Below are 23,091 nucleotides of genomic sequence, written 5' to 3'. Positions count from 1 at the left end.
CTCCCACCGTGTGGGAGAACGGCCGCCGTCGTACGAACGGAGAATGAGGTCAGCTCACTCGACCCGGCCCCACTCCAGGCAGCGAGTCGCCGCGTACCGCTTCTTGCCGCCCCAGTTGACCTCGTGCCAGCGCTTCTCGGTCGGCGAGTTGCTGGTGCACTTGTAGCTGCCGCCGTCGACCGCGCTGCACCCGGCGACCCAGCACTTGACGATCTTCCCCTTCTTCAGGGTGCCGACCTTCCGTGCGGTGGTGCTGGGCTTCTCACGGATGCTGACGTCCCGGACGTCGCTCCAGCCGCCGCCCCAGTCCTGCGCGGCCGCAGGACCGGCCTTGAGCTCCGGGGCCGCCGAAGCGCCGGAGTTCATGGTGGCCATGAGGCCCACGGAGGCGATGCCGACCATGGCCAGCCTTGTGATCTTGTTCAATTGTTCCCCCAGCAAAAAGGTCGATCTTTGGTCGTCCGTGATCTTAGGTGGGAAGAGGAAGATCGGCCAGAGGTTTTCGGTCACCTGTGCCCTACGCCGCGGACGCCTCGCTCGTCACCGTGACCCGCCTCAGCAACTCCTCGTACACGCCCCTGTCGAACTCCCCCGCGACCGGCGCCGCCGACAAGGCTCGCCACCGGTTCCGCGATCCACAGCCGCACCGGCCAGGTGTCGGGGAAGATGCCGATGTCTGCTGGATCAGCTGTGGCTGAAGGCCGGCCAGGTCAAGGACTAGGCAGGAAGACACCGTCGGCTCCCGGCGACCCGACGGTGTTCAGACCTGTATGCGGGCTGTTCCTCAGGCCCAGTCGGTGCAGGAATTGAGCAGGGTGTCACCTTCGAATCTGGCCACCTGCACGCCGATTTCGTGGAGCCCTGCATCGTCCGAAGCGCTGCTGGTCCAAGTCTTGGTCGTTCCCGATCCGTCGAAGTTCTTCCTCCAGGGCCAGTTCACTCTTTTGCCGTTGTACTGCTCGCTGACCAGCCTCATTCGCACGTGGTGGTTGTCTGGGCTGATGTCACTCAAGTTGAACTCCAGGCCGACCTTGGCCGTGGGGTCGTACCAGTTGGTGATCTTGATGGCACCCGAAGCCCCGGTAGTCGTACACCCTGCGTAAGCCGTAGGAGCGGCTGTTGCTGGACTGGTAGCGAAGGCGGTCAGCAGAAGAGCCGCTGCACCAGTGCAGGTTGCCAGATGCCTCTTTTTCACATTCGCCTCTTCGTTCGAATCTGACTGTGCATCGTCAATCTATATTGGCGATCACAGTTGAGGGTGAAGGGGTGGCGAAATGGCTAAAATGTTCCGATAGTGTCTGAATGTGATACGAGGACTGGAGACATGCGGGCACAACCGCGCGGGTTAGGCCGCACTGGCCTCCCCCGAAACCACCACCTGCCCCAGCAGCTCCGCATATGCCCCCTGGTCGAACTCCCCGGCCACTGGTGCTGCCACCGTCGCCGCGGACAAGGCCGTCGCCCGGGCCAGGCGGTCCGGCCAGGGGAGGTGTTCGATCAGGCCCGACAGCAGGCCCGCTACCGCCGAGTCGCCCGCGCCCGTCGGGTTGCCGCGTACCGGGGCCGGTGGGGTGGCGCGCCAGCGGCCGTCTCGGGTGGCTGCGAGCAGGCCCTCGGGGCCGAGGGACGCGACGACCGCGCCCGCGCCCCGGCGGCGGGCGTCCTGGGTGGCTCGCAACGGGTCGTGGGAGCCCGTCAGTTCTGCCAGTTCTTCGGCGTTCGGCTTGATGATGTCGGGGCGGGCGGCGACACCGCGGCGCAGTGGTTCGCCGCTGGTGTCGAGGAGGACCGGGATGCCGGCGGACCTGGCCGTGCGGACCAGCCCGGCGTACGCGCCCACCGGGACGCCGGGGGGCAGGCTGCCGCACAGAGCCACGGCGGAGGCGGTGGGGAGCAGGGCCTCGTAGGCCTCCTGGAAGGCCGACCACTCGGTGCGGGCGACCGTGGGGCCGGGTTCGTTGAGTTGCGTGGTGTCGCCGGACCGTTCGTCGACCACGGCGATCGTGCGGCGGGTCGCGCCCGTGATCGGGACCAGCGCGTCCACCACGCCCGGCACCGAGGCCAGAAGTTCCTGGACGACCCGGCCCGTCGCACCGCCCGTGAAACCGGTCACCGTCACCTCGTGCCCGAGGGCCGCGAGGACCCGGGCCACGTTGACGCCCTTGCCGCCGGGGCGTTCCGTCACCTCGGAGACGCGGTGGGAGGCGTGCGGCCTGAGGGACCGTACGCGGTAGGTGATGTCGAGAGCGGTGTTCAGCGTGACCGTGAGGATCACCTGGTTGACCTCCCCCGATGCAGAGACATGCGCTTGCCGCCGTGAACTTCCGGAGGCTCGATCATGCCAAAGAGACGGCGGTCGGCCCAGTCCTGGACTCGGCCACCGTCTCCCGACTGCGGGACGGATCAGCGCAGTTGGGGACCGACCACCCATTCGCCCCGGCGCATCACGCCCTTGAGGTCGAAGTCGGCGTCCAGGAGGACCAGGTCCGCGTCCTTGCCGGGCTCCAGGGAGCCGATGCGGTCGGCCATGCCGAGCAGGCGGGCGGGGGTCGCCGAGAGTGCCTGCACCGCGTCCTCGACCGACAGGCCGTCGACCGTGATCGCCCGTTTGAAGGCGCGGTCCAGGGTGAGGGTGGAGCCCGCGATCGTGCCGTCCTCGACCAGGCGGGCCACGCCCTCGGCGACCTCCACCTCCAGCGGGCCGAGCCAGTAGCGGCCGTCGCCGAAACCGGCCGCGTCCATGGCGTCCGTGATGAACGCCACGCGGTCCGCTCCCGCGTGGTGGAACGCCAGCCGGAGTGCGGCGGGGTGCAGATGCGTGCCGTCGTTGATCAGCTCGACCGTGATCCGGTCGTCCTCGAGGAGTGCGGTGATCGGGCCGGGGGAGCGGTGGCCGAGGGGCGGCATCGCGTTGAAGAGGTGGGTGGCGACCGTCGCGCCCGCGTCGATGGCCTCGACCGTCTGCTCGTAGGTCGCGTCCGTGTGGCCGATCGCCGCGATCACGCCCTGTTCGGCCAGGAGGCGTACGGAGTCCAGGCCGCCGGGGAGTTCGGTGGCCAGCGTGACCATCCTCGCCTGGCCCCGGGCCGCGTCGATCAGCTTGCGGACGTCCGCGGGGTGCGGGTCGCGCAGGAGGTCCTCGGCGTGGGCGCCCTTGCGGCAGGGGGAGATGAACGGGCCCTCGAAGTGGACGCCGGCGATCTCGCCCTGCTCGGCCAGCTCGCTCAGCAGGCCGGCCCGTTGGGAGAGGAAGTCCATGTCGCCGGTGACGGTGGAGGCGACCAGGGTGGTCGTGCCGTGCAGACGGTGGGTGTGGATGCCCTTGAGGATGTCCTCGGCCGAGCCGGAGGTGAAGGAGGCTCCGCCCCCGCCGTGGTTGTGGAGGTCGACGAAACCGGGGACCACGTAGTGGCCGGTCACGTCGATGACCTGGGCGTTTTCCGGGGTGGTGCGGCTGATGCGGGTGCCGTCGATGGTCAGTCGGCCGTTGTGGACGGAACCTGTGGGGAGGACCACGGTTGCGCCGGCCAGGACCGTGGGGGTTCCTGACGTTGCGGGGTGCGGGTTGTGTTGGGCTGGTCGCGCAGTTCCCCGCGCCCCTGGGGCCGTTGCCATCAGGTCGTTACCTCCGAACGGTCGGTGGATGCGAGGAGATCCCAGGCCAGCAGGCCCGCCCCGAGACAACCGGCACCGTCGCCCAGGGCCGCGGGGACGAGGGTCGGCTGTTTCTGGAAGGTGATGCGTTGGCGGACGGCCTCCCGCAGAGGCGCGAACAGCGTCTCTCCCGCCTCGGCCAGGCCGCCGCCGATGATCAGGGTGCGCGGGTCCAGCAGGGTGAGGGCCGTGACCAGGCCGTCGGCGAGGGCGTCGACGGCCTCCTGCCAGACCGCCCGGGCCCGCGGGTCGCCGGATTCGACGGCCTTCGCGCAGTCGGCCGCGTCCGCGTCCGGGTCGCCCGAGGCCGCGGCCCAGGCCTCGGTCACCGCCGCCGCCGACGCGAAGCGCTCCAGGCAGCCGCGCTGCCCGCACGGGCAGGGGGCTCCTGAGGGCCGTACGACGATGTGGCCGATCTCGCCCGCGAAGCCGTGCGCGCCCGACTCGACCCGGCCCTCGACGCCGATGCCGCCCGCGATGCCGGTGCCCAGCGCCACGAACAGGAACCGGTCGGCACCGCGGCCCGCGCCGACCCGGCCCTCGGCGAGAGCGCCGGTGCGCACGTCGTGGCCCAGGGCGACCGGGACGCCCAGCCGCTTCGCGAGCGCGTCGCGCAGGGGGACGTCGCGCCAGCCGAGGTTCGCCGAGTAGACGGCGACGCCCTCCGCCTCGTCGACGATGCCGGGCACGGCCACGCCGGCGGCGGCCGCGGGCGTGCCGAAGTGCTCGGCGCCGTGGGCGTGCAGCTCGGCGGCGAAGTCGAGGATGCCCGCGACGACGGCGTCCGGACCCTGGTCGCGTCCGGTGGCACGGCGGGCCCGGTGCAGCACCTCGCCCCCTGGCCCGGCCAGGGCGGCCTTCATTCCGGTGCCGCCCACGTCGAGGGCGATGACATGTCTCACGGAACACAGTGTGACCCGGGGACCCGCAAGAGGTCTAGTCCACTCACGTGGTGTAGACCTTATTCCGAATATCGAAAGTTTTCGGTGGCGGTGACGCCAGGGTTGGGGAAGTGCAGCGGTGCAGCGGCGGCGGATGGCAGGAACGATCGCGGTGGTGTCCGCACTGGGCATGACGGCGGTCCTCGGCGGCTGCGGCGTGACGGGCGGCTCGGGCGACGTGACCCTGAAGCTGGTCGCCGCCGAGTACGGCGACAGCAAGGCCAACAGCTCGAAGAAGTACTGGGACGAGCTCGTCGAGGAGTACGAGGCCGAGCACCCCGGTGTGCGGATCGACGTCAGCGTCTACTCCTGGAACGACGTCGACCGCAAGGTCCGGGAGATGGTCGCCGCCGGTGACCCGCCGGACATGGCGCAGATCGGCTCGTACGCCGGTTACGCGGCGCAGAACCAGCTCTACAAGGCCGACGAGCTGCTCTCCATACCCGTGCAGGCCGACTTCGTCGGGCAGCTCGCCTCCGCCGGGCAGGTGAAGGGCGTGCAGTACGGCATGCCGTTCGCCTCCTCCACGCGCGTGCTCTTCTACAACAAGACCCTCTTCGCCGAGGCCGGCATCACCCCGCCCAAGACCTGGGACGACCTGGCCGGCGATGCCGAGGCGCTCAAGGCGGAGGGCGTGACCTACCCGTACGCGCTGCCCCTCGGTCCGGAGGAGGCGCCGGCCGAGAGCATGCAGTGGATGCTCAGCGGCGGGGGCGGCTACACCGACACCGTCGACAGCTACGGCATCGACTCCCCGGAGAACGTCGACACCTTCTCCTGGTTGAAGGACGAACTGGTCGGCAAGGGCCTGAACGGGCCGGTCGCGCCCGGGGAGCTCAACCGGGCCGATGCGTACGCCGCCTTCGCCAAGGGCGAGGTCGGCATGGTCAACGGGCACCCGTCGCTGATGAACATCGCCGCGAAGAAGGGCGTCAAGTACGGCATGGTGCCGACGCCGGGCAAGGAAGGCACGAGCAAGTCCACGCTCGGTGTCGCCGACTGGATGACGGCCTTCCGCAAGAACGGCCACCGTGACCAGGTCGGCGACTTCCTCGACTTCGTCTACAGCGAGAAGAACGTGCTGGCCTTCTCCCGCGAGTACGACCTGCTGCCGGTCACCACCTCCGCGTCCGGGACCATGTCCGTCTCCGACCAGGACAAGCACCTCAGGCCGTTCCTGGAGGAACTGCTGACGTCCGAGCTCTACCCGGTCGGCAAGACCTCCTGGGCCGACGTCAGCGCCGAGATCAAGCAGCGGATCGGCAAAGCCGTCGCCCCCGGCGGCAGCCCCTCGGCCGTCCTGGGCCAGCTCCAGGCGGAGGCGTCCCGGGCGGAGAACGCCGAGTAGGCGCTGTCGGTGGCGGGCGCTACGGTGCCGGGCATGGACGAGGACACGGGTGAGCAGGGGCTCGGGCGCCGGGAGCGGGACATCCTCGCGCTCGAACGCCGGAGCTTTCCCGGCCCGGGCGCGAAGGAACGGGCCGTGCGGGAGGAGCTGGGGCTCGCCCCGGTGCGCTACTTCCAGCTCCTCAACGCCCTGCTGGACGATCCCAGGGCCCTTGCCCACGACCCGGTGACGGTAAATCGGCTGCGGCGGGTCCGGGATCGGCGGCGGGCTGAACGCTGAGGGCCGTGGGGTGTTCGACCGTTGCGGGGTGCGGGTGCGCTGTGGTCGCTCGCGCCCACGCGGCGGAGCCGCACATCGATACAGCCCCGCGCCCCTATGGGGCGCCTCTAGCCGAGCCGGTCCGCCAGTGCTGCCAGCAGCCGTACGACGCCCTCCGGGCCGGCCACCACCAGGTCCGCACGCTCCCGGAGCTCGGTCACCTCGTCGCTGCCGCTGCAGACCAGCAGGCCCGGGGTGCCGTCCGCGCGGAGGCGGTCGACTGCGGAGTAGGCGGGCAGATCGCCCAGGTCGTCACCGCCGTAGAGGACGGACCCCGCGCCGATCTCCCGGGCGAACTCGGTGAGGGCGACGCCCTTGTCCATGCCGGGCGGGCGCAGTTCGAGGACCATGCGGCCGGGCTCCACGATGAGGCCGTGGCGGCCCGCCAGGCCGGTGAGCGGCCCGCGCAGCAGTTCCAGGGTGGCCTGGGGGTCGGCGGCCCGGCGCGTGTGCACGGCCAAGGCCCGGCCCTTCTCCTCGATCCAGGTCCCCTGCGACGCTCCGAGCCGTTCGAGCAGTTCGGGCAGCTCCGTGCGGACGCCCGCGACTCCGGGATGCGGGGGCGGGGCGCTGATCTCGCCGGTACGGGCGTCCCACCGCTCGGCGCCGTAGTGCCCCAGCACGACGAGGTGCTCAAGTCCGGGAACGTCGGCGAAGCCGCCGTTGCGCACCGCCACCTCGGCGGGCCGGCCGGTGATCACCGCGACGGCGGCGACCTTCGGCGCGAGCGCGGCCAGCGCGGGCACCGCCTCGGGGTGGGCCCGGGCCTTCTCGGGATCGGCGACGATCGGCGCGAGCGTCCCGTCGAGGTCGAGACCGATCAACGCCTTGTCCGGGTGGGCGAGGAGAGCGTCCAGACCCTCCTGCCCGGCGTTGGTGGCGGGTGTCGGCAGTGCCTGCGGGCTCGTCACCGCTCAGCCCCTCAACGCGTCGAGCTGGTCCACGAACCACTGCGCCGGTGGCAGCGCGGTCGCCGCCGCCGCCAGCCGCTTGGCGCGCTCGGCGCGTTCCTCAGGGCGCATCGAGAGCGCCTCGTGCAGGGCCGCCGCCGTGCCGGTCACGTCGTACGGGTTCACCGTGATCGCGTCCTCGCCCAGCTCCTCGTACGCCCCGGCCTCCCGCGACAGCACCAGCGCGCAGCCGGTGTCGGAGACGACCGGGACCTCCTTGGCGACGAGGTTCATGCCGTCGCGGATGGGGTTGACGAGCGCCACGTCGGCCAGCCGGTACGCGGCCAGGGAGCGCGCGAAGTCGTCCTTGACGTGCAGTACGACCGGCGTCCAGCCCGGCGTCCCGTACCGCTCGTTGATCTCGTCCGCCAGCCGCTGCACCTCGGCCGTGTAGTCGCGGTACACCGCGAGGTCCTGCCGTGACGGGTACGCGAAGGCCACGTGCACCACGCGCTCGCGCCACTCGGCGTGGGAGTCGAGGAGCGTGCGGTAGGCCAGGAGACCGCGCACGATGTTCTTCGAGAGCTCGGTGCGGTCGACCCGGACGATGGTGCGGCGGCCCTCGCCGATCTGCTCCCGCAGCGCGGCCATCCGCTCCTCGACGTCCTTCTCGTGCGACCGCTGCCGCAGGAAGTCCGCGTCGGCCCCCAGCCCGTGCACGCCGACCCGGGTGCCCCCGAGCCCGCCGGCGAACCGCTCGGCACACGTGACGAACGCGTCCGCCCAGCGCTGTGTGAGAAAGCCCAGCCGGTCCGCGCCCAGCATGCCGCGCAGCACCTGCCCGGCCACATCGTCGGGCAGCATCCGGAAGTACTCGGGCGGCGCCCACGGCGTGTGCGAGAAGTGCCCGATCCTCAGGTCCGGCCGCAGCTCGCGGAGCATGCCAGGCACCAACGTCAGGTGATAGTCCTGCACGACCACGGCCGCACCCTGCGCCGCCTCCTCGGCCAGCGCCTGAGCGAACGCCCGGTTGTACCTCTCGTACGACGTCCACTGCCGCCGGAACTCCGCGTCGAAGACCGGCTCCAGCGGCGTCTGGTACAGCATGTGGTGGACGAACCACAGCACCGAGTTGGCGATGCCGTTGTACGCGTCGGCGTGCACGTCGGCCGGGATGTCCAGCATCCGCACGCCGTCCTCGCCGACGCCGCGCCGAACGGCCTCGCGGTCGCCGTCGGACAGCGCCGAGCAGACCCAGAGCGCGTCAGCGTCCGAGCCGATCGCGGAGAGCCCCGAGACCAGTCCGCCGCCGCCCCGCTTGGCGTTCAGCGAACCGTCCTCGCCCACCGCGTACGAGACCGGGCCGCGGTTGGAGGCCACCAGCACCTGTGCAGCACCGTACGTTGAAGCCATAGCCCTCAACCTAGCCCGGCCCGGAAACGCTCAAACGTACGGACCTGCCGTACCCGGCCGAAAACTGTCCCGGTCAGGCGGCCTTCCGCGCCTGGTACTCGGCGATCTCCACCATCGGCGGACGCTCCTCGGTGTCCACGGAGTACGTCCGCGGCTCGAAGCCGTCCCCGCCCCGCTCGAACTGCGTCAGGGACGGCCGGATCAGATGCCCGCGGGCCAGCCGTAGCTGGGCCGTGCGGTAGATCGCGGCGGCCATCCGGCCCAGCGCCTGCCCGTCCTGGTGCCGGTGCTTGCGCACCCCGACATCGACCTGGGCGAGGGCGTCGAGCCCCGCCAGATGCAGGGCGTCGACCAGCATGCCCAGCTCGACGCCGTACCCGACGGGGAACGGAAGCTGCTCCAGCAGCGAGCGGCGGGCCGCGTACTCGCCGCCGAGCGGCTGCACGAAGCCGGCGAGCTGTGGCCAGTGCATGTTGAGCAGCGGCCTGGCCATCAGCTCGGTGACCCGGCCGCCCTGCCCGGCGGCGGCGCCGAGCGGACGGTCGTACATGGCCTTCACCAGATCCACGCCCGGGTCGGTGAGCAGCGGGCCCACGATCCCGGAGACGAAGTCGGACGAGAAGTCCCGCAGGTCCGCGTCGACGAAGCAGACGATGTCCCCGCGGGTGACGAGCAGCGAGCGCCACAGCACCTCGCCCTTGCCGGGCACCGCGGGCAGCCGCGGAAGTATCCCGTCCCGGTGCACCACGGTCGCGCCCGCGGCCGCGGCCACCTCCGACGTACGGTCACTCGAGCCGGAGTCGACGACGACGAGCTCGTCGACGAGCGGCACCTGCCGCATCAGGTCGTGGCGGATGACGGCGGCGATGTCCCCGACCGTCTCCTCCTCGTTGAGCGCGGGCAGCACGACACTGACCGTCTGGCCCGTGCGCTGCTTGGCGGCGAGTATCTGGTGGAGGGGGCGATCGGTCGCGGACCAGGAACGGGTGCTCAGCCAGCGCTCGACTTCTTCCAGCACCGTGGCGGCTCCTCTGCGTACTCTCGGCGGGACGGACTGTGAGCCATCTCGCGGTTCGGACGACTATCTCAACTGTCCTGGTCGTCGGTTACAGTCTTGAACAACGCGGGTGACCATCGCATGTCCGGGGTCAACCCACGTCGACAACCGAATACAGCTCATCCAGAGGGGCAGAGGGATACGGCCCGTTGAAGCCCCGGCAACCCTCCAGTCGGTACTCGTAGGTCACTGTCGACCACATGCGCGAGGCTCCCGGCTCGGGAAGGTGCCAAATCCGTCTCACGGCGAGATGCGTCGTGAGGAAGATGAGGAGAAAGGGCCTCGCCTCACATGGCTGCGCAGACTGTTGCAAGCACCACCGAATCCACCGTAGACCTTGGCCCCGCCGCCGCGCTGAGCTGCCGCGAGTGCGGTCACCGCGTACCCCTCGGCCCGGTCTTCGCGTGCGAGGAGTGTTTCGGCCCGCTGGAGATCGCCTACGACTTCTCGGCCTACGACACCGAAGAGCTCCGCAAGCGCATCGAAGCGGGCCCCGCGAACATCTGGCGCTACGCCCCGCTGCTGCCGGTCCCGGCCGACGTGGCGGACAAGCCGAACATCAACCCCGGCTGGACCAAGCTCGTCAAGGCCGACAACCTGGCCCGTGAGCTCGGCGTCGACGCCGGCAAGCTCTTCGTCAAGGACGACTCCGGCAACCCGACGCACTCCTTCAAGGACCGCGTCGTCGCCCAGGCCATCGAGGCCGCCCGCGCCTTCGGCTTCACCACCCTGTCCTGCTCCTCCACCGGCAACCTCGCCGGTGCGGTGGGTGCCGCAGCGGCCCGCGCCGGCTTCCGCTCCTGCGTGTTCATCCCGCACGACCTGGAGCAGGGCAAGGTCGTCATGGCCGCGATCTACGGCGGCGAGCTCGTCGGCATCGAGGGCAACTACGACGATGTGAACCGCTTCTGCTCCGAGCTGATCGGCGACCCGGCCGGCGAGGGCTGGGGCTTCGTCAACGTCAACCTGCGGCCGTACTACGCCGAGGGCTCCAAGACGCTGGCGTACGAGATCTGCGAGCAGCTCGGCTGGCAGCTCCCGGACCAGCTCGTGGTGCCGATCGCCTCCGGCTCACAGCTCACGAAGATCGACAAGGGTCTGCAGGAGCTGATCAAGCTCGGTCTGGTCGAGGACAAGCCGTACAAGATCTTCGGTGCGCAGGCCGAGGGCTGCTCGCCGGTGTCGACGGCGTACAAGGCCGGTCACGACGTCGTACGTCCCCAGAAGCCGGACACCATCGCCAAGTCGCTGGCGATCGGCAACCCGGCGGACGGTCCGTACGTGCTGGACATCGCCCGCCGTACGGGTGGTGCGGTGGAGGACGTGAACGACGAGCAGGTCGTCGAGGCGATCAAGCTGCTCGCGAAGACCGAGGGTGTGTTCGCGGAGACCGCCGGTGGTGTGACGGTGGGTGTGACGAAGAAGCTGCTCGAGAGCGGCGCCCTCGACCCTGCGAAGACCACGGTCGTCCTGAACACTGGGGACGGTCTCAAGACGCTGGATGCGGTGGCCGGGACCGGGCTGACCGCGACGATTCGTCCCAACCTTGATTCGTTCCGGGACGCCGGACTCGTCTGACCGTTGTTCGCTGCGGGCCGGTGGGGGCTGGTCGCGCAGTTCCCCGCGCCCCTATAGGCCTGCTCTCCCACCGGAGGTTCAAAGCATGAGCGTGACCGTTCGCATCCCCACCATCCTGCGTACCTACACCGGCGGCCAGGCTGAGGTCGCCGCCGAGGGCGCGAACCTCGGTGAGGTCATCTCCGATCTGGAGAAGAACCACACCGGGATCGCCGCCCGGGTGCTGGACGACCAGGGCAAGCTGCGCCGGTTCGTCAACGTGTACGTCAATGACGACGACGTGCGGTTCGAGCAGGGTCTCGAGACGGCGACGCCGGACGGTGCCGGTGTGTCGATCATTCCGGCCGTCGCCGGCGGCTGAACCGGTCGACCGGCTTGATTATTACCATCGGTAACGGCCGTCACTGAGCGTTCATCGAATTGCCCCCTCCGTGAGAGAAGCGGAGGGGGCAATTCTGTGTGATTGAGCGCGGTACAGTTGGGGAACGCGATCCCGATCCCCTGATCGGGCACCCTGAATTCCTGCCGCGAGCCCGACAAGATGTAGCCAAAGTGTGTGCGTCTTTCGCCGCTTTTGTTCCCTTTGCGTGGCCCGACTTGCCCTGAAGTCAGGTGAATTCTCCCCACATTCCGGATCCCGCGCGTCCGGAATTCTCGTCCGATTGACCTGTTGCAGAGGGCAGTTGGACAGATACATTCGGCCGCGGTCGACGCGTTCCGGCGCACGCCCCCAATCCGTGGGGGGTGAGGTCTGACCCGGATCCGCGAAGTGCGGATCTGTGCAAGGGCCAGTAATAGGGGAGTTAGGCATGGCTCAGGGCACCGTCAAGTGGTTCAACGCGGAGAAGGGGTACGGCTTCATCGCGGTCGACGGTGGTGCGGATGTTTTCGTCCACTACAGCGCGATTCAGATGGACGGCTACCGCACCCTTGAAGAGGGTCAGCGGGTCGAGTTCGAGATCTCGCAGGGCCAGAAGGGTCCACAGGCCGACATGGTTCGCGTGGCTGCCTGAACGCGCGACCACGACAAACCGCAAGCGGCAGGTCTTCTCTGAAGGGCCCGTACCCCCCGGGGTGCGGGCCCTTCGGTCTGTCCGAGGGGCCCGCCGGACGCCGTTCGCGGGCGGCTGAGCGGCCCGCCCGATCCCTGGGAGGCGCTTGCACTCGCCATGCCCGAGTGCTAATCATTGCGTTAGCACTCTGAAGGTGAGAGTGACAACGTAAGGACCGGGTCGGTGAGGCCCGCAGGCCGGGTGGGGAAGGAACCACGAGGCTGGCGAGCCGTCCGTCGCGGGCGCGGGCGCGGTCCGAAGTAATCACCCCCAGTCCTGGAGGGACCACTTCACATGGCCAAGATCATCGCGTTCGACGAGGAGGCGCGGCGCGGCCTCGAGCGCGGCATGAACCAGCTCGCGGACGCCGTGAAGGTGACGCTCGGCCCCAAGGGCCGCAACGTCGTCCTCGAGAAGAAGTGGGGCGCCCCCACGATCACCAACGATGGTGTCTCCATCGCCAAGGAGATCGAGCTCGAGGACCCGTACGAGAAGATCGGCGCCGAGCTGGTCAAGGAAGTCGCCAAGAAGACGGACGACGTCGCCGGTGACGGTACGACCACCGCGACCGTTCTCGCCCAGGCCCTGGTCAAGGAGGGCCTGCGCAACGTAGCCGCCGGCGCCAACCCGATGGCCCTCAAGCGTGGCATCGAGCGCGCCGTCGAGGCCGTCTCCGCCGCCCTGCTGGAGCAGGCGAAGGATGTCGAGACCAAGGAGCAGATCGCTTCCACGGCCTCCATCTCCGCCGCCGACACCCAGATCGGCGAGCTCATCGCCGAGGCCATGGACAAGGTCGGCAAGGAAGGCGTCATCACCGTCGAGGAGTCCCAGACCTTCGGTCTGGAGCTGGAACTCACCGAGGGTATGCGCTTCGACAAGGGCTACATCTCGGCGTACTTCGCGACCGACATGGAGCGTATGGAGGCCGTCCTCGACGACCCGTACATCCTGATCGCGAACTCCAAGATCTCGAACGTCAAGGACCTGCTCCCGCTCCTCGAGAAGGTCATGCAGTCGGGCAAGCCGCTGCTGATCATCGCCGAGGACGTCGAGGGCGAGGCCCTGTCGACCCTGGTCGTCAACAAGATCCGCGGCACCTTCAAGTCCGTCGCCGTCAAGGCCCCGGGCTTCGGTGACCGCCGCAAGGCGATGCTGCAGGACATCGGCATCCTCACCGGCGGCGAGGTGATCTCCGAGGAGGTCGGCCTCAAGCTGGAGAACGCCACGGTCGACCTGCTGGGCAAGGCCCGCAAGGTGGTCATCACCAAGGACGAGACGACCATCGTCGACGGTGCCGGTTCGACCGACCAGGTCAACGGCCGCGTCAACCAGATCCGCGCCGAGATCGAGAACAGCGACTCGGACTACGACCGCGAGAAGCTGCAGGAGCGCCTGGCGAAGCTCGCCGGCGGTGTCGCGGTCATCAAGGCCGGTGCCGCCACCGAGGTGGAGCTCAAGGAGCGCAAGCACCGCATCGAGGACGCCGTGCGCAACGCCAAGGCGGCCGTCGAGGAGGGCATCGTCGCCGGTGGTGGCGTGGCGCTCATCCAGGCTGCTTCCGTCTTCGAGAAGCTGGACCTCGAGGGTGACGAGGCGACCGGCGCCAACGCCGTGAAGCTCGCGCTCGAGGCCCCGCTGAAGCAGATCGCCGTCAACGGTGGTCTCGAGGGTGGCGTCGTCGTGGAGAAGGTCCGCAACCTTCAGGTCGGCCACGGCCTGAACGCCGCGACCGGTGAGTACGTCGACATGATCGCCGAAGGCATCATCGACCCGGCGAAGGTGACCCGTTCCGCGCTGCAGAACGCCGCCTCCATCGCCGCGCTGTTCCTCACCACCGAGGCCGTCATCGCCGACAAGCCGGAGAAGGCCGCCGCGCCCGCCGGTGGCGGTATGCCGGGCGGTGACATGGACTTCTGATCGACCCCCTGGGATTTCCCTGGGTTGATCAACGGTCTTGCCGAGGGCGGCACTTCCTGTTCCGACAGGGAGTGCCGCCCTCGGGCGTGTGCGGGATCACAGTGCGGGCGGGATGCGGGGGCGGGGTCGGGTGGTTGCAACGTACGTCCCATGCGTATGCACATACTGTCCGGTATCCGAAGGAGCCCCTGAGTGACCGTCGCCGCCTCCCGCGCCGCCGAAATCCTGTCCCGGCCCGTCACGCTCAACGGCCTGACCGTCCCGAACCGCATCGCCATGGCGCCGATGACCCGCATGTTCTCCCCGGGCGGTGTCCCCGGCGAGGACGTCGTCTCGTACTACTCCCGCCGTGCCGCCGCCGGAGTCGGCCTGATCGTCACCGAGGGCACCTACGTCGGGCACGAGTCGGCCGGGCAGAGCGACAGCGTGCCGCGGTTCCACGGCGAGGAGCAGCTCGCGGGCTGGGCGAAGGTCGCCGAGGCGGTGCACGCCGCGGGCGGCACGATCGTGCCGCAGCTCTGGCACATCGGCATGGTCCGCAACCAGGGTGAGCCGCCGGTCGCGGACGCCCCGGCCGTCGGCCCCTCCGGTCTGCGCATCGGCGCTTCGGAGCCCACCGGCAAGGCCATGACCCAGGCCGACATCGACGCCGTCATCGGCGCGTTCGCCGAGGCCGCGGCCGCCGCCGAGCGCATCGGCTTCGACGGTGTGGAGATCCACGGCGCCCACGGCTACCTGCTCGACCAGTTCCTCTGGGAGGGCACCAACCGCCGCACCGACGCCTACGGCGGCACCTCGGTCGCCCGCGCCAAGCTCTCGGAGGAGATCGTCGCGGCGGTCCGCGAGACCGTCTCCGCCGACTTCCCCGTCATCTTCCGCTACTCGCAGTGGAAGCAGGAGGCCTACGACGCCCGCCTCGCCGAGACGCCCGAGGAGCTGGAGGCCATCCTGGCCCCGCTCGCGGCCGCCGGTGTCGACGCCTTCCACGCCTCCACCCGCCGCTACTGGGTGCCCGAGTTCGACGACTCCGACCTCAACCTGGCCGGCTGGACCAAGAAGCTGACCGGCAAGCCCGCCATCACCGTCGGTTCGGTCGGCCTGAACGGCGTCGACTTCCTCAAGTCCTTCCAGGGCCACGGCGCCGAGGTCAACGACCTCGACAACCTCCTGGACCGCTTCGAGCGCGACGAGTTCGACATGGTCGCCGTCGGCCGGGCGCTGCTCCAGGACCCGCAGTGGGCGGCCAAGGTGCTGGACGGCCGCTTCGAGGACACGGCCCCCTACGACCCGGCCGCGCTGAAGACCCTCAGCTGACCTCGTCACCTGAGGCTCTGGATCTGCTTGCGTCAGTCAAGGACACTGGCCGAGCGCCTGTTCACCGGCATTCCGTGAGGAGATCCAGATGACGACGACCGAGTCCCGCCCGCCGCACGACGGCCCCTCCGAACAGCCCGCACCGGTGGTGCGCACCACCGCCGGTGCGGTGAGGGGCCGCAGGGAGGAGGGACTCGCCGTCTTCCGCGGCATCCCCTTCGCCGCGCCCCCGGTGGGCGAGGCCCGCTTCATGGCACCGCGCCCCGCCCACGCCTGGGACGGCATACGCGACGCCCACGCCTTCGGCCCGCCGCCCCCGCAGGACGTCGGCAGCCTGGGCGGCCCGGGCCTGCTCGACGTACCCGAGGGCGACGAGTGGCTGACGGTCAACGTCTGGACCCCCGAAGCCGACCCGGCGGCGCGCCGCCCGGTGATGGTGTGGATCTACGGCGGTGCCTACAAGCTCGGCCACTCCGGCAGCCCCGGCTACGACGCCCGGCGCATCGCGGCCGACGGCGACGTGGTGGTCGTGTCCCTCAACTACCGCTTGGGCATGGAGGGGTTCGCGTTCATCGAGGGCGCGCCCGCCAACCGCGGCCTGCTCGACCAGGTGGCAGCCCTGGAGTGGGTCCGCGACAACATCGAGGCGTTCGGCGGCGACCCGGACCAGGTCACGGTCTTCGGCGAATCGGCCGGCGCGGGTTCGGTCGCCTCGCTGCTCGCCATGCCACGAGCGGCCGGCCTGTTCCGGCGGGCGATCGCGCAGAGCGTGCCGGGGACGTTCTTCTCCGGCGAACTCGCCCGTGACATCGGTCTCGCGCTCGCCGCCGAGGTGGGGCTGCGCCCCACGGTCGCCGATCTCTCGACGATCGCCCCGCACCGGCTGACGTCGGCGGGCGAGACGCTGAGCGCCAAGATGCTCCAGTACATCGACCGCTGGGGCCAGGCGGCGCCCACGGTCACGCCCTTCTCCCCGGTGGTCGACGGCGAGGTGCTGCCGACCACGCCGTGGCAGGCGCTGGCGGCCGGTTCGGCGAAGGACATCGACCTGCTCGTCGGCCACAACCGCGACGAGTTCCGCCTCTTCATCGCCATGTCGGGCCGACTGGGCCAGATCACCGACGAGCAGGCGACCTCCGCCCTGCGCCTGCTCGCCCCGGGCCCGGACGGAGAGCAGGCCTACCGCGCCGCCTTCCCCGACGCCTCCCCGGGCGAGCTCTACGAACGTGTCCAGACGGACTGGCTGTTCAACATGCCGTCCCTGCACCTGGCCGGGGCGCAGCGCGCCGGCGGCGGCAGCGCGCACGTCTACGAACTGACCTGGCCGGCCCCCGGGAACGGCGGCGCGCTGGGCGCCTGCCACGGCCTGGACATCCCCCTGCTGTTCGGCACGTACGGCGCGGACCTGGGGCTTCTGCTGTTCGCGGGCGTGGAACCGTCCGCCGAGGCGCTCTCGCTGTCGTCCCGTTTCCGTGCGTCCTGGACGTCCTTCGCGCGGTCGGGGGACCCGGGCTGGCCGGCGTACGACGAGCAGGAGCGGCTGGTGCGGGTGCTGGACGCGGAGCCTGAGGTGAGGGCGTACCCGGAGGAGGCGTCGCGGCGCCTGTGGGAGGGCTACGACTTCCAGGCCCTGCCCCTGCTGTGAACTACAGGTTGCCCATCGGCTCGATGTCGACCTTGACCGGCGTACCCCACACCCGCAGCACCTCGTAGTCGGTGAACTCGTGCACCAGCCGGTACGCCATGGCCGACCTGGGCGCCTTGCGCTGGGCGGCGATGTACAGCTCGGCCTCGCGGCGGTCCCGTCGCGGGGTGCCGCAGAGCTGCCACGTCTGGCCGGTCCACAGCTCCGGCAGCCAGCGCTGCTGGGGCTGGGGGCGGTCACCGCTCACGCCGTAGCGGGACTGGACCGGCTCGGTGGGCTGGTGATGCGGGGCGGGCCCGTTGAACTCGTTCCGGCGGGCGGTCCTGCGGCGGGTCTCGCAGAGCAGGCACAGGTCGGGGGCGTTCTCGTCGACCGGGCCGTTCGGGTGCTCGGGGCAGCGGGTGCTGGGCGCGGCGCCCGCGACGCTGTCGTCCAGCAGGTCCAGGGCGCGCTTCAGGTCGGCCTTGACCTCGTGCAGCTTGGCGTCCGGGGTGTCGGAGGTGAGGGCTTCCCCGTGCTCACCGAGGAGACGGAGGGCACGGCCTAGGGCGGTGAGCTGGGCGTGGTTCATGGGTCCCATTGTCGTCAGTCGGCGTAGTCCTTGAGTTCTTCGGTGTCCAGAGTGAAGCCGAGAGGATCGGGCAGTTCGACCGGGGTGCCCCAGGAGTGAGAGGCCTTTTGCTGGTACCGGCCGTCTTCGGGCTCGCTGTACACGACGACCGTGTTGTTGTCGCGGTCGATGAGCAGGTAGACGGGGATCTCGACGGCCGCGTACCCGACGGGCTTGTCGATGCGGTCCCGCTGGTTGGTGTCACGGTCGTGGGAGGTGATCTCGACGACCATGAGGACGCCGTTGGCCGCGGACCACTCACCGTGTCCCTTGAAGTGCCCCCGTCGTACGAGAGCCCCGTCGGCCCGGGCACGGCCCTTGCGGTAGGCCTCGGTCCGGACGCCTCGCTCGTGGTGGAGGCGCAGGTCGGGCCGGTGCTGCAGGCACTGCTCAAGCAGCCACATGTGGATTTCGCTGTGGTTGCCGTCCGGCATGGCCTTGACCTCTAGTTTTCCGTTGATGTACTCGAGCCGCACGGTCTCCGGGGCGCGGCGTTCCAGTTCCTCGAAGTCCTCGACGCTGAGCGGGTCCTTCGTACGGACGCGACCGTCGACGTACTCGAGCCGCACGTGGGCCGGGGCAGCCTCGGCCAGATCCTCGAAGTCCTCGATGGGCATCAGCGGGCGGTCAGCGGTACCAGGGGTCATGGTGCCTCCTTCCTTCCATCGTGCCCTGAGGGAGTGACGTCGCACCGTAGGAGCTGTCATGTCTGTGCCTTCGCCTGGCGTCGTTGGGACATCGCGGCGCGGATCTCGGCCGCGCGGTCGTGGATCGTGGGGGCGGAGAGGGGCGCTGGGGGTTGTGCGGGGGCACGTTCGCCCCGGCAGGCGTTGCAACGTCCCCCTGGCAGGGACTCTGGACGCCCCGGAGCACCGCAGTTCGCGCACTCCAGAACCCGTAGGGGCGGTCGTGGGGGCGGGAGTTTGCCGGTCAGGCGGTTGCGGACCAGGGCGGCCGGGTGATGGACGGGGGTCGGGAGGCCGGCCGTGAGCGCACGCAGTACGTCGTCCTCCGAAGCGCCCCGCTCGAACCACTCCGCCACCAGTGGGGCGAGCATCGCGCAGTCGGCCTGGGAGAGGGACAGGACGGGTGCGGTACGACCGAGGGCGGCGAGGAGGAGGTGGGCCCGGGAGCGGGTGGGACGCTGTTGCTTCGGTACGTCGCCGCGGGTGAAGGCCGCCCACCAGTCGTCGTCCCGGGCGGTGCGGGAGAACCACGAACGGGTGATCCAGCGGGAGCTGCCGTCGTCAGCCGTCACGCACTCCCGGCCTCGGCGCAGGTGACCCGCCTGCTGCATGCGGTTGAGGGCGGTGCCAAGGGCGCACTGGCCGTAGGGGAGCTGTTTGGCCAGTGTCTTTACGGAGATGTCCGCGCCGTCGGGGAGCCGGTCGAGGTAGGCGGCGATGGCGGCTTCGCGGGGTGGGAGGTGTGCGAAGTCGTTTTTGGCGCGGGTGAGTTGGTCTGGGGCGGAGCGCTTGCCGTAGCCGGGGTTCGCCATTGGGTGCGCGGACGGGGTGGCAGCACTAAGCTGGGTCTCAGCCATGGGATCGAACTTTTCCTTCGATCTCGTTTGGTTAAGCCCCCGCAGGTGTTGGCGCACCGGGCGGGGGCTGTTGCGTATGCGAGCACGTTAGAGGCACGTCACTGTGCGTGGCAAGCCGAATGCGTCAAGTCAACACGCGGGGTGGGAGGGCGGGTTGAGGCCCGATACCCGTTCCTTGAAAAGAGAGCTCGAAGCCCGGATCCCGAAGCTCAGGCGGTGCCGTCCTTGAGGTTCGCGATAAAAGCGGCCCACGCCGTGGTCCGGAACACGAGCTTCGGGCCGTGAGGGGTCTTGGAGTCGCGTACAGGTACGAGGGTGGGCTGGTCACCTGCTATTTCCAGGCAGTCGCCGCCGCTGCCGCCGCTGTAGCTGGACTTGTGCCAGGCCGCGGCGTCCAGGCTGTGCTCAGGGATGCTCCACATGGTCGTAATGCTGCGCGATGTCCTCGATGAGGGCCAAGGAGTCGTCCGGGGAGAGGGCGCACGCTGTGAGGAGTTGGAAGGTATGCCGCTGATGCCGGACGGTTGACGGATCGTCCTCCAGACGTCCCGTGCCGACCCCCTCGAAGTAGAGCAGCGGAGGGGCGTCCTCGAAATCCATCAGCTTCAGGGAGCCCTCCATTGACGCATGGGCGCCCGCGCGCAGCGGCAGCACCTGCACGATGACCCGGTTCCGGCGCATCAGGGCGGTGACGTGGCGCAAGGCCTCTGCCATGACCTGCCGGCCACCGGTCTGCCGACGCAGTGCGGCCTCGTCAAGCACGGTCCACAACAGCGGTCTTGTTGGATCGTCGAGGATGCGGCTCCTGTCCACACGTGCCGTCACCAGCTCCTCGATCACGTCCGCCGGTGCTGTGGGCCGGTAGGCGCGGAACACGGCCCGTGCATAGGCGGGAGTCTGCAGCAGCCCGGGAATCAGGAGAGGCGAGTACTGCCGGATCTCCGTAGCCAGCGCCTCTGCTTCCACCGCCTCCGCAAAGTGCTCCGGATACCTGGACTTCGCCGCCGCCCCGCAATTCCGCTGGAAGAAGTCCCCCGTCCCCAACGCCTCGTCCAGCAACCGTGCGTACTCGGCCTGCATCCGCCGCGTACCCGCCTCCAACTGCCCGATGAACGACCCGCTGACAAACAGCCGTTGCCCCAGTTCCTCCTGGCTGAGGCCGGCTTTCTCGCGGGCATGGCGGAGTTCCGCGCCCAGGAGGGCCCGAGGGGAGGAGGACGGGTCGAGGTCCCTGGATCCGGGCATGGGCAACTCCCTGTCGTACACATCGGGTTGTTGGGTCGCCGTATCCGGCCAGGTTAGAGGCGTGTCGGCCACGCTGTGTGGTGAATCGCAAACTCAGCGTGGAGGTAGGCGATCGTGCGCTCGACCGAAGAGCCGTTCGCCCTGGTCGATCTGGGGCGGTGCAACGTACGGACGGCCGAGCATCTGACCGACGTACTGCGCTCGCTGCCCGTGAAAGAGACGCTGCGCGCTCGCGTGAGGCAGGTCGACCGGGAGCCGAAGTCACGGTGAAGTAATGGTGGCCGGCAGGTGTACAACCATTCACCCGGCATCGCCGTCGAACTGGCGTATCGCGCATACAGCGGCGTACGCCCCACCGCACGCCACCCCACAAGACACGTCTTTTCCCCAGAGGAAGCCTCTTCATGACGTTCCGTTGGTGGTGCGGTGTCCTGCGCGTGCGCGGGAAGACCGACCTTTTGCTTGTGTTCCTGTTCGCCGCTGGTTTCGCGGCGTTGCCTGTGTTCGCGTTGATGCCGTCGCTATGGGGTTTCGTGGCCGCCTCGGCCGTGACGTACGCCGTGGACGAGGTGCTGCACACGCGCTCGCCCGCCTTCGTGCGGCGGCTGGCCGCGTTGCAACTGACCCGCACGATGCGGTTCGCCGTGCGCACGGTGATGCTGCTCGCCCTCGCCGACCGGATGAACGCGCCGGCCGCGGTGCTGGTGGCCGCGCTGGCCGTGTTCAGCGCCCACTTCACCCTGGTGATCCTGTACACGGCGGTGCATCACGCCATCCGGCGGCGGCGCACGCTCCCGGTGGTGGTGCGCAACCTCGACATGAGCGGGGCGGGCATCCCGCAGTCCCCGCCCGCCTTCCTCTACCGGCGTTTCCTGCGCAAGCTGCTGCATCTCGACGTGCCCGCGCACGCGGGGCTGCTCGTCGCGCTGGCGGCCGGGGAATGGGTCGCGGCGGGCGTCGGCTTCGCGCTCACGGCCGGGCTGGCCGCGGCGGCTGTGGTGGCGCTGCTGGGGCAGTTGCGCCGGGCCCGCCGGATGCCGTCCGGGGGCGAGGTGATCGGCGAGGTGAACCGGCAGCTCGCCGGGTACCGGCCCGAGGTGGCGCTGTACTTCAGCTTCGCGTCCGTGTCCCGGGACTTCATGTACCAGGTCAACATGTGGATCGAGACGCTGGAGCGGCTCGACCGACGGCCGTTGATCATCCTGCGGGAGCGGGCCTCGTTCCGTTATCTGAGCCGTACGTCGATTCCGGTGCTGTGCGTACCGAAGGCGGACGACGTGGCGCAGCTCGAGATGCCCGAGCTCCGGGTCGTGCTGTATCCCGGCAACGCCGGCAAGAACGTGCACATGCTGCGCGTCGCCGAGGCCAAGCACGTCTTCATCGGGCACGGCGACAGCGACAAGCTCGCCAGCAGCAACCGGGTGAGCAAGGTGTACGACGAGATCTGGGTGGCGGGGAAGGCCGGGCGGGACCGCTACCAGCGGGTGCGGCACGCCATCAGCGACGAGGCGATCGTCGAGGTGGGCCGTCCGCAGCTGTCGTCGATCCGGCTGCACGCGGACCATGTGCCCGGGCCGCTGCCGACCGTCCTGTACGCGCCGACCTGGGAGGGCTGGAGCGACGACGACTGCCACACGTCACTGATCCCGATGGGCGTGACACTGGTGGAGAAGCTCCTCGCGGAGAACATACGGGTCGTCTACAAGCCGCATCCCCTCACCGGCAAGCGCTCCCGCGCGGCGGCCGAAGCCGACCGGGCCGTACGCGAGTTGCTGCGCGCCGACAACGAGCGACGGGACGCCGAGCTCGCCGAGGCCGCGATCGCCGCCGCCCGGCCGCGGCTCGCGGAGATCCAGGCCCGGCTCGGCGAACTGTCCGGGCGGCTCGCCGGCGACGACGCCCAGCAGACCCGTGAGGCGCGTGTGCCCGATGGGGACGGGGAGACCGAGTGGCACGAGCTGCGCGCCGAGTGGCACCGGATCTTCCGGGAGAGCCGGGGCGCTGTCCGGCACCACGTGGTTCTGAAGCAACTGCCCACGCTGTACGAGTGCTTCGACCAGGCCGACATCCTCATCAGCGATGTCTCGTCCGTGGTCGCGGACTTCGTGGCGAGCCTCAAGCCGTACGTCCTGACCAACGCGCACGACCTGCCCGACGAGGACTTCCGGGCCGCGTACACCACTGCGGGCGGTGCCTACCTCCTCGACCGGGACTGCGCCCGGCTCCCGGAGATCCTGCGCTCGGTCCGCGACCCGCGTCATGACCCGATGGCCCCCGAACGCCGGGTCCTGAAGGAGTACGTCCTGGGCCCGGACCACCCCACGTCCATGGAACGGTTCAACGCAGCCGTCAACGCCTTGGCCGACAAGGGTGCGGCGGAGCGGTTCGAGGAGGAGGCTGCCGTCCAGTTCTCCGGCTGATCCGGGTAGATCCAGTATCCCGTAGGTGAAGTGGAGCCTCTTGTAAGGGCGGTGTTCTGCCCCCCGACAGCGCGCGGGCGTGCAAGCATGGAGGCATGCAGCCGGAACGAGCACGGGTGCGCGGAAAGCAGGGCCACTTGGTCGCC

The 23,091-nt window shown here is 69.8% G+C and carries 23 protein-coding genes and 1 riboswitch; of the genes, 10 read left to right on the top strand and 13 right to left on the bottom strand.

Going from position 1 to position 23,091, the window contains the following annotated elements; translation table 11 throughout:
- Positions 1 to 54: 54 nt before the first annotated feature.
- The 5 genes from ACFTZL_RS01600 to ACFTZL_RS01580 all read right to left on the bottom strand — a co-directional run bounded on the left by ACFTZL_RS01600 (position 55) and on the right by ACFTZL_RS01580 (position 4,556).
- A complete protein-coding gene (locus ACFTZL_RS01600) occupies positions 55 to 426 on the bottom strand; it encodes a hypothetical protein (protein ID WP_382576877.1) in 372 nt (123 codons plus the stop codon).
- A 358-nt stretch (positions 427 to 784) separates the two neighbouring features.
- Positions 785 to 1,195, bottom strand: coding sequence for a hypothetical protein (locus tag ACFTZL_RS01595; protein WP_382576875.1), 411 nt, complete (start codon positions 1,193 to 1,195; stop codon positions 785 to 787).
- A gap of 150 nt (positions 1,196 to 1,345) precedes the next feature.
- Complete coding sequence (locus ACFTZL_RS01590; protein WP_382576874.1) at positions 1,346 to 2,275, bottom strand: 1-phosphofructokinase family hexose kinase; 930 nt, start codon at positions 2,273 to 2,275, stop codon at positions 1,346 to 1,348.
- 128 nt (positions 2,276 to 2,403) lie between these two features.
- Complete coding sequence (nagA, locus tag ACFTZL_RS01585) at positions 2,404 to 3,615, bottom strand: N-acetylglucosamine-6-phosphate deacetylase (RefSeq protein WP_382576871.1); 1,212 nt, start codon at positions 3,613 to 3,615, stop codon at positions 2,404 to 2,406.
- The gene (locus tag ACFTZL_RS01580) at positions 3,615 to 4,556 is read right to left on the bottom strand and encodes an ROK family protein (RefSeq protein ID WP_382576868.1); all 942 of its coding nucleotides are present in this window, start codon (positions 4,554 to 4,556) and stop codon (positions 3,615 to 3,617) included. The genes nagA and ACFTZL_RS01580 overlap by 1 nt, the downstream gene beginning before the upstream one ends.
- A gap of 133 nt (positions 4,557 to 4,689) precedes the next feature.
- Here ACFTZL_RS01580 and ACFTZL_RS01575 point away from each other — a divergent pair, with 133 nt between their 5' ends.
- Together ACFTZL_RS01575 and ACFTZL_RS01570 are read left to right on the top strand one after the other, a co-directional pair.
- Entirely contained in the window at positions 4,690 to 5,943 is a 1,254-nt protein-coding gene (locus ACFTZL_RS01575; protein ID WP_382576866.1) for an ABC transporter substrate-binding protein, read from the top strand.
- A 33-nt stretch (positions 5,944 to 5,976) separates the two neighbouring features.
- Positions 5,977 to 6,222 (top strand): DUF3263 domain-containing protein, encoded by a 246-nt coding sequence (locus ACFTZL_RS01570; protein WP_382576864.1) that lies wholly within the window; start codon positions 5,977 to 5,979, stop codon positions 6,220 to 6,222.
- Between the two features lie 107 nt (positions 6,223 to 6,329).
- Here ACFTZL_RS01570 and otsB read toward each other — a convergent pair whose 3' ends face one another.
- The 3 genes from otsB to ACFTZL_RS01555 all read right to left on the bottom strand — a co-directional run bounded on the left by otsB (position 6,330) and on the right by ACFTZL_RS01555 (position 9,582).
- Complete coding sequence (otsB, locus tag ACFTZL_RS01565; RefSeq protein ID WP_382576861.1) at positions 6,330 to 7,172, bottom strand: trehalose-phosphatase; 843 nt, start codon at positions 7,170 to 7,172, stop codon at positions 6,330 to 6,332.
- A 3-nt stretch (positions 7,173 to 7,175) separates the two neighbouring features.
- A complete protein-coding gene (locus ACFTZL_RS01560; protein ID WP_382576859.1) occupies positions 7,176 to 8,564 on the bottom strand; it encodes a trehalose-6-phosphate synthase in 1,389 nt (462 codons plus the stop codon).
- 73 nt (positions 8,565 to 8,637) lie between these two features.
- The gene (locus ACFTZL_RS01555; RefSeq protein WP_382576858.1) at positions 8,638 to 9,582 is read right to left on the bottom strand and encodes a glucosyl-3-phosphoglycerate synthase; all 945 of its coding nucleotides are present in this window, start codon (positions 9,580 to 9,582) and stop codon (positions 8,638 to 8,640) included.
- 155 nt (positions 9,583 to 9,737) lie between these two features.
- Positions 9,738 to 9,894: riboswitch (SAM riboswitch) on the top strand.
- An 18-nt stretch (positions 9,895 to 9,912) separates the two neighbouring features.
- On the opposite strand from ACFTZL_RS01555, the gene thrC reads away from it, so the two are divergent.
- The 6 genes from thrC to ACFTZL_RS01525 all read left to right on the top strand — a co-directional run bounded on the left by thrC (position 9,913) and on the right by ACFTZL_RS01525 (position 17,127).
- The gene (gene thrC, locus ACFTZL_RS01550) at positions 9,913 to 11,199 is read left to right on the top strand and encodes a threonine synthase (RefSeq protein ID WP_382576855.1); all 1,287 of its coding nucleotides are present in this window, start codon (positions 9,913 to 9,915) and stop codon (positions 11,197 to 11,199) included.
- Between the two features lie 85 nt (positions 11,200 to 11,284).
- Positions 11,285 to 11,560: a MoaD/ThiS family protein gene (locus ACFTZL_RS01545; RefSeq protein WP_190075918.1), complete on the top strand. Its 276-nt coding sequence runs from the start codon at positions 11,285 to 11,287 to the stop codon at positions 11,558 to 11,560.
- A 448-nt stretch (positions 11,561 to 12,008) separates the two neighbouring features.
- Positions 12,009 to 12,212 (top strand): cold-shock protein, encoded by a 204-nt coding sequence (locus ACFTZL_RS01540; protein WP_003949956.1) that lies wholly within the window; start codon positions 12,009 to 12,011, stop codon positions 12,210 to 12,212.
- Between the two features lie 333 nt (positions 12,213 to 12,545).
- Entirely contained in the window at positions 12,546 to 14,168 is a 1,623-nt protein-coding gene (groL, locus tag ACFTZL_RS01535; RefSeq protein ID WP_382576853.1) for a chaperonin GroEL, read from the top strand.
- Between the two features lie 192 nt (positions 14,169 to 14,360).
- Complete coding sequence (locus tag ACFTZL_RS01530) at positions 14,361 to 15,482, top strand: NADH:flavin oxidoreductase (RefSeq protein ID WP_382576851.1); 1,122 nt, start codon at positions 14,361 to 14,363, stop codon at positions 15,480 to 15,482.
- 88 nt (positions 15,483 to 15,570) lie between these two features.
- Positions 15,571 to 17,127 (top strand): carboxylesterase/lipase family protein, encoded by a 1,557-nt coding sequence (locus ACFTZL_RS01525; protein WP_382576848.1) that lies wholly within the window; start codon positions 15,571 to 15,573, stop codon positions 17,125 to 17,127.
- 1 nt (position 17,128) lies between these two features.
- Here ACFTZL_RS01525 and ACFTZL_RS01520 read toward each other — a convergent pair whose 3' ends face one another.
- From ACFTZL_RS01520 to ACFTZL_RS01500, 5 genes are all read right to left on the bottom strand, one after another.
- Positions 17,129 to 17,698 (bottom strand): hypothetical protein, encoded by a 570-nt coding sequence (locus tag ACFTZL_RS01520; RefSeq protein ID WP_382576845.1) that lies wholly within the window; start codon positions 17,696 to 17,698, stop codon positions 17,129 to 17,131.
- Between the two features lie 14 nt (positions 17,699 to 17,712).
- Positions 17,713 to 18,384 carry a Uma2 family endonuclease gene (locus tag ACFTZL_RS01515; RefSeq protein ID WP_382576843.1) on the bottom strand — a complete coding sequence of 224 codons (672 nt, stop codon included), beginning with the start codon at positions 18,382 to 18,384 and terminating at the stop codon, positions 17,713 to 17,715.
- Between the two features lie 56 nt (positions 18,385 to 18,440).
- Positions 18,441 to 19,280: a hypothetical protein gene (locus tag ACFTZL_RS01510; RefSeq protein ID WP_382576841.1), complete on the bottom strand. Its 840-nt coding sequence runs from the start codon at positions 19,278 to 19,280 to the stop codon at positions 18,441 to 18,443.
- Between the two features lie 209 nt (positions 19,281 to 19,489).
- Positions 19,490 to 19,702, bottom strand: a complete 213-nt coding sequence (locus ACFTZL_RS01505) for a DUF397 domain-containing protein (protein WP_382576838.1) — start codon at positions 19,700 to 19,702, stop codon at positions 19,490 to 19,492.
- Positions 19,686 to 20,525 (bottom strand): Scr1 family TA system antitoxin-like transcriptional regulator, encoded by an 840-nt coding sequence (locus ACFTZL_RS01500; RefSeq protein ID WP_382576888.1) that lies wholly within the window; start codon positions 20,523 to 20,525, stop codon positions 19,686 to 19,688. Before ACFTZL_RS01500 ends, ACFTZL_RS01505 begins: the two co-directional genes overlap by 17 nt.
- Positions 20,526 to 20,639: 114 nt before the next feature.
- Between ACFTZL_RS01500 and ACFTZL_RS01495 the strand changes: the two genes are divergently transcribed.
- Together ACFTZL_RS01495 and ACFTZL_RS01490 are read left to right on the top strand one after the other, a co-directional pair.
- Complete coding sequence (locus ACFTZL_RS01495; RefSeq protein WP_382576837.1) at positions 20,640 to 20,795, top strand: hypothetical protein; 156 nt, start codon at positions 20,640 to 20,642, stop codon at positions 20,793 to 20,795.
- Positions 20,796 to 20,929: 134 nt separating this feature from the next.
- Positions 20,930 to 22,945, top strand: a complete 2,016-nt coding sequence (locus tag ACFTZL_RS01490; RefSeq protein ID WP_382576834.1) for a hypothetical protein — start codon at positions 20,930 to 20,932, stop codon at positions 22,943 to 22,945.
- The last annotated feature ends 146 nt before the right edge of the window (positions 22,946 to 23,091 follow it).

It is taken from the genome of Streptomyces sp. NPDC056948, from assembly GCF_042674225.1.
Taxonomy (GTDB): domain Bacteria; phylum Actinomycetota; class Actinomycetes; order Streptomycetales; family Streptomycetaceae; genus Streptomyces; species Streptomyces purpurascens.
This window is presented reverse-complemented; position numbering and strand designations above follow the sequence as displayed.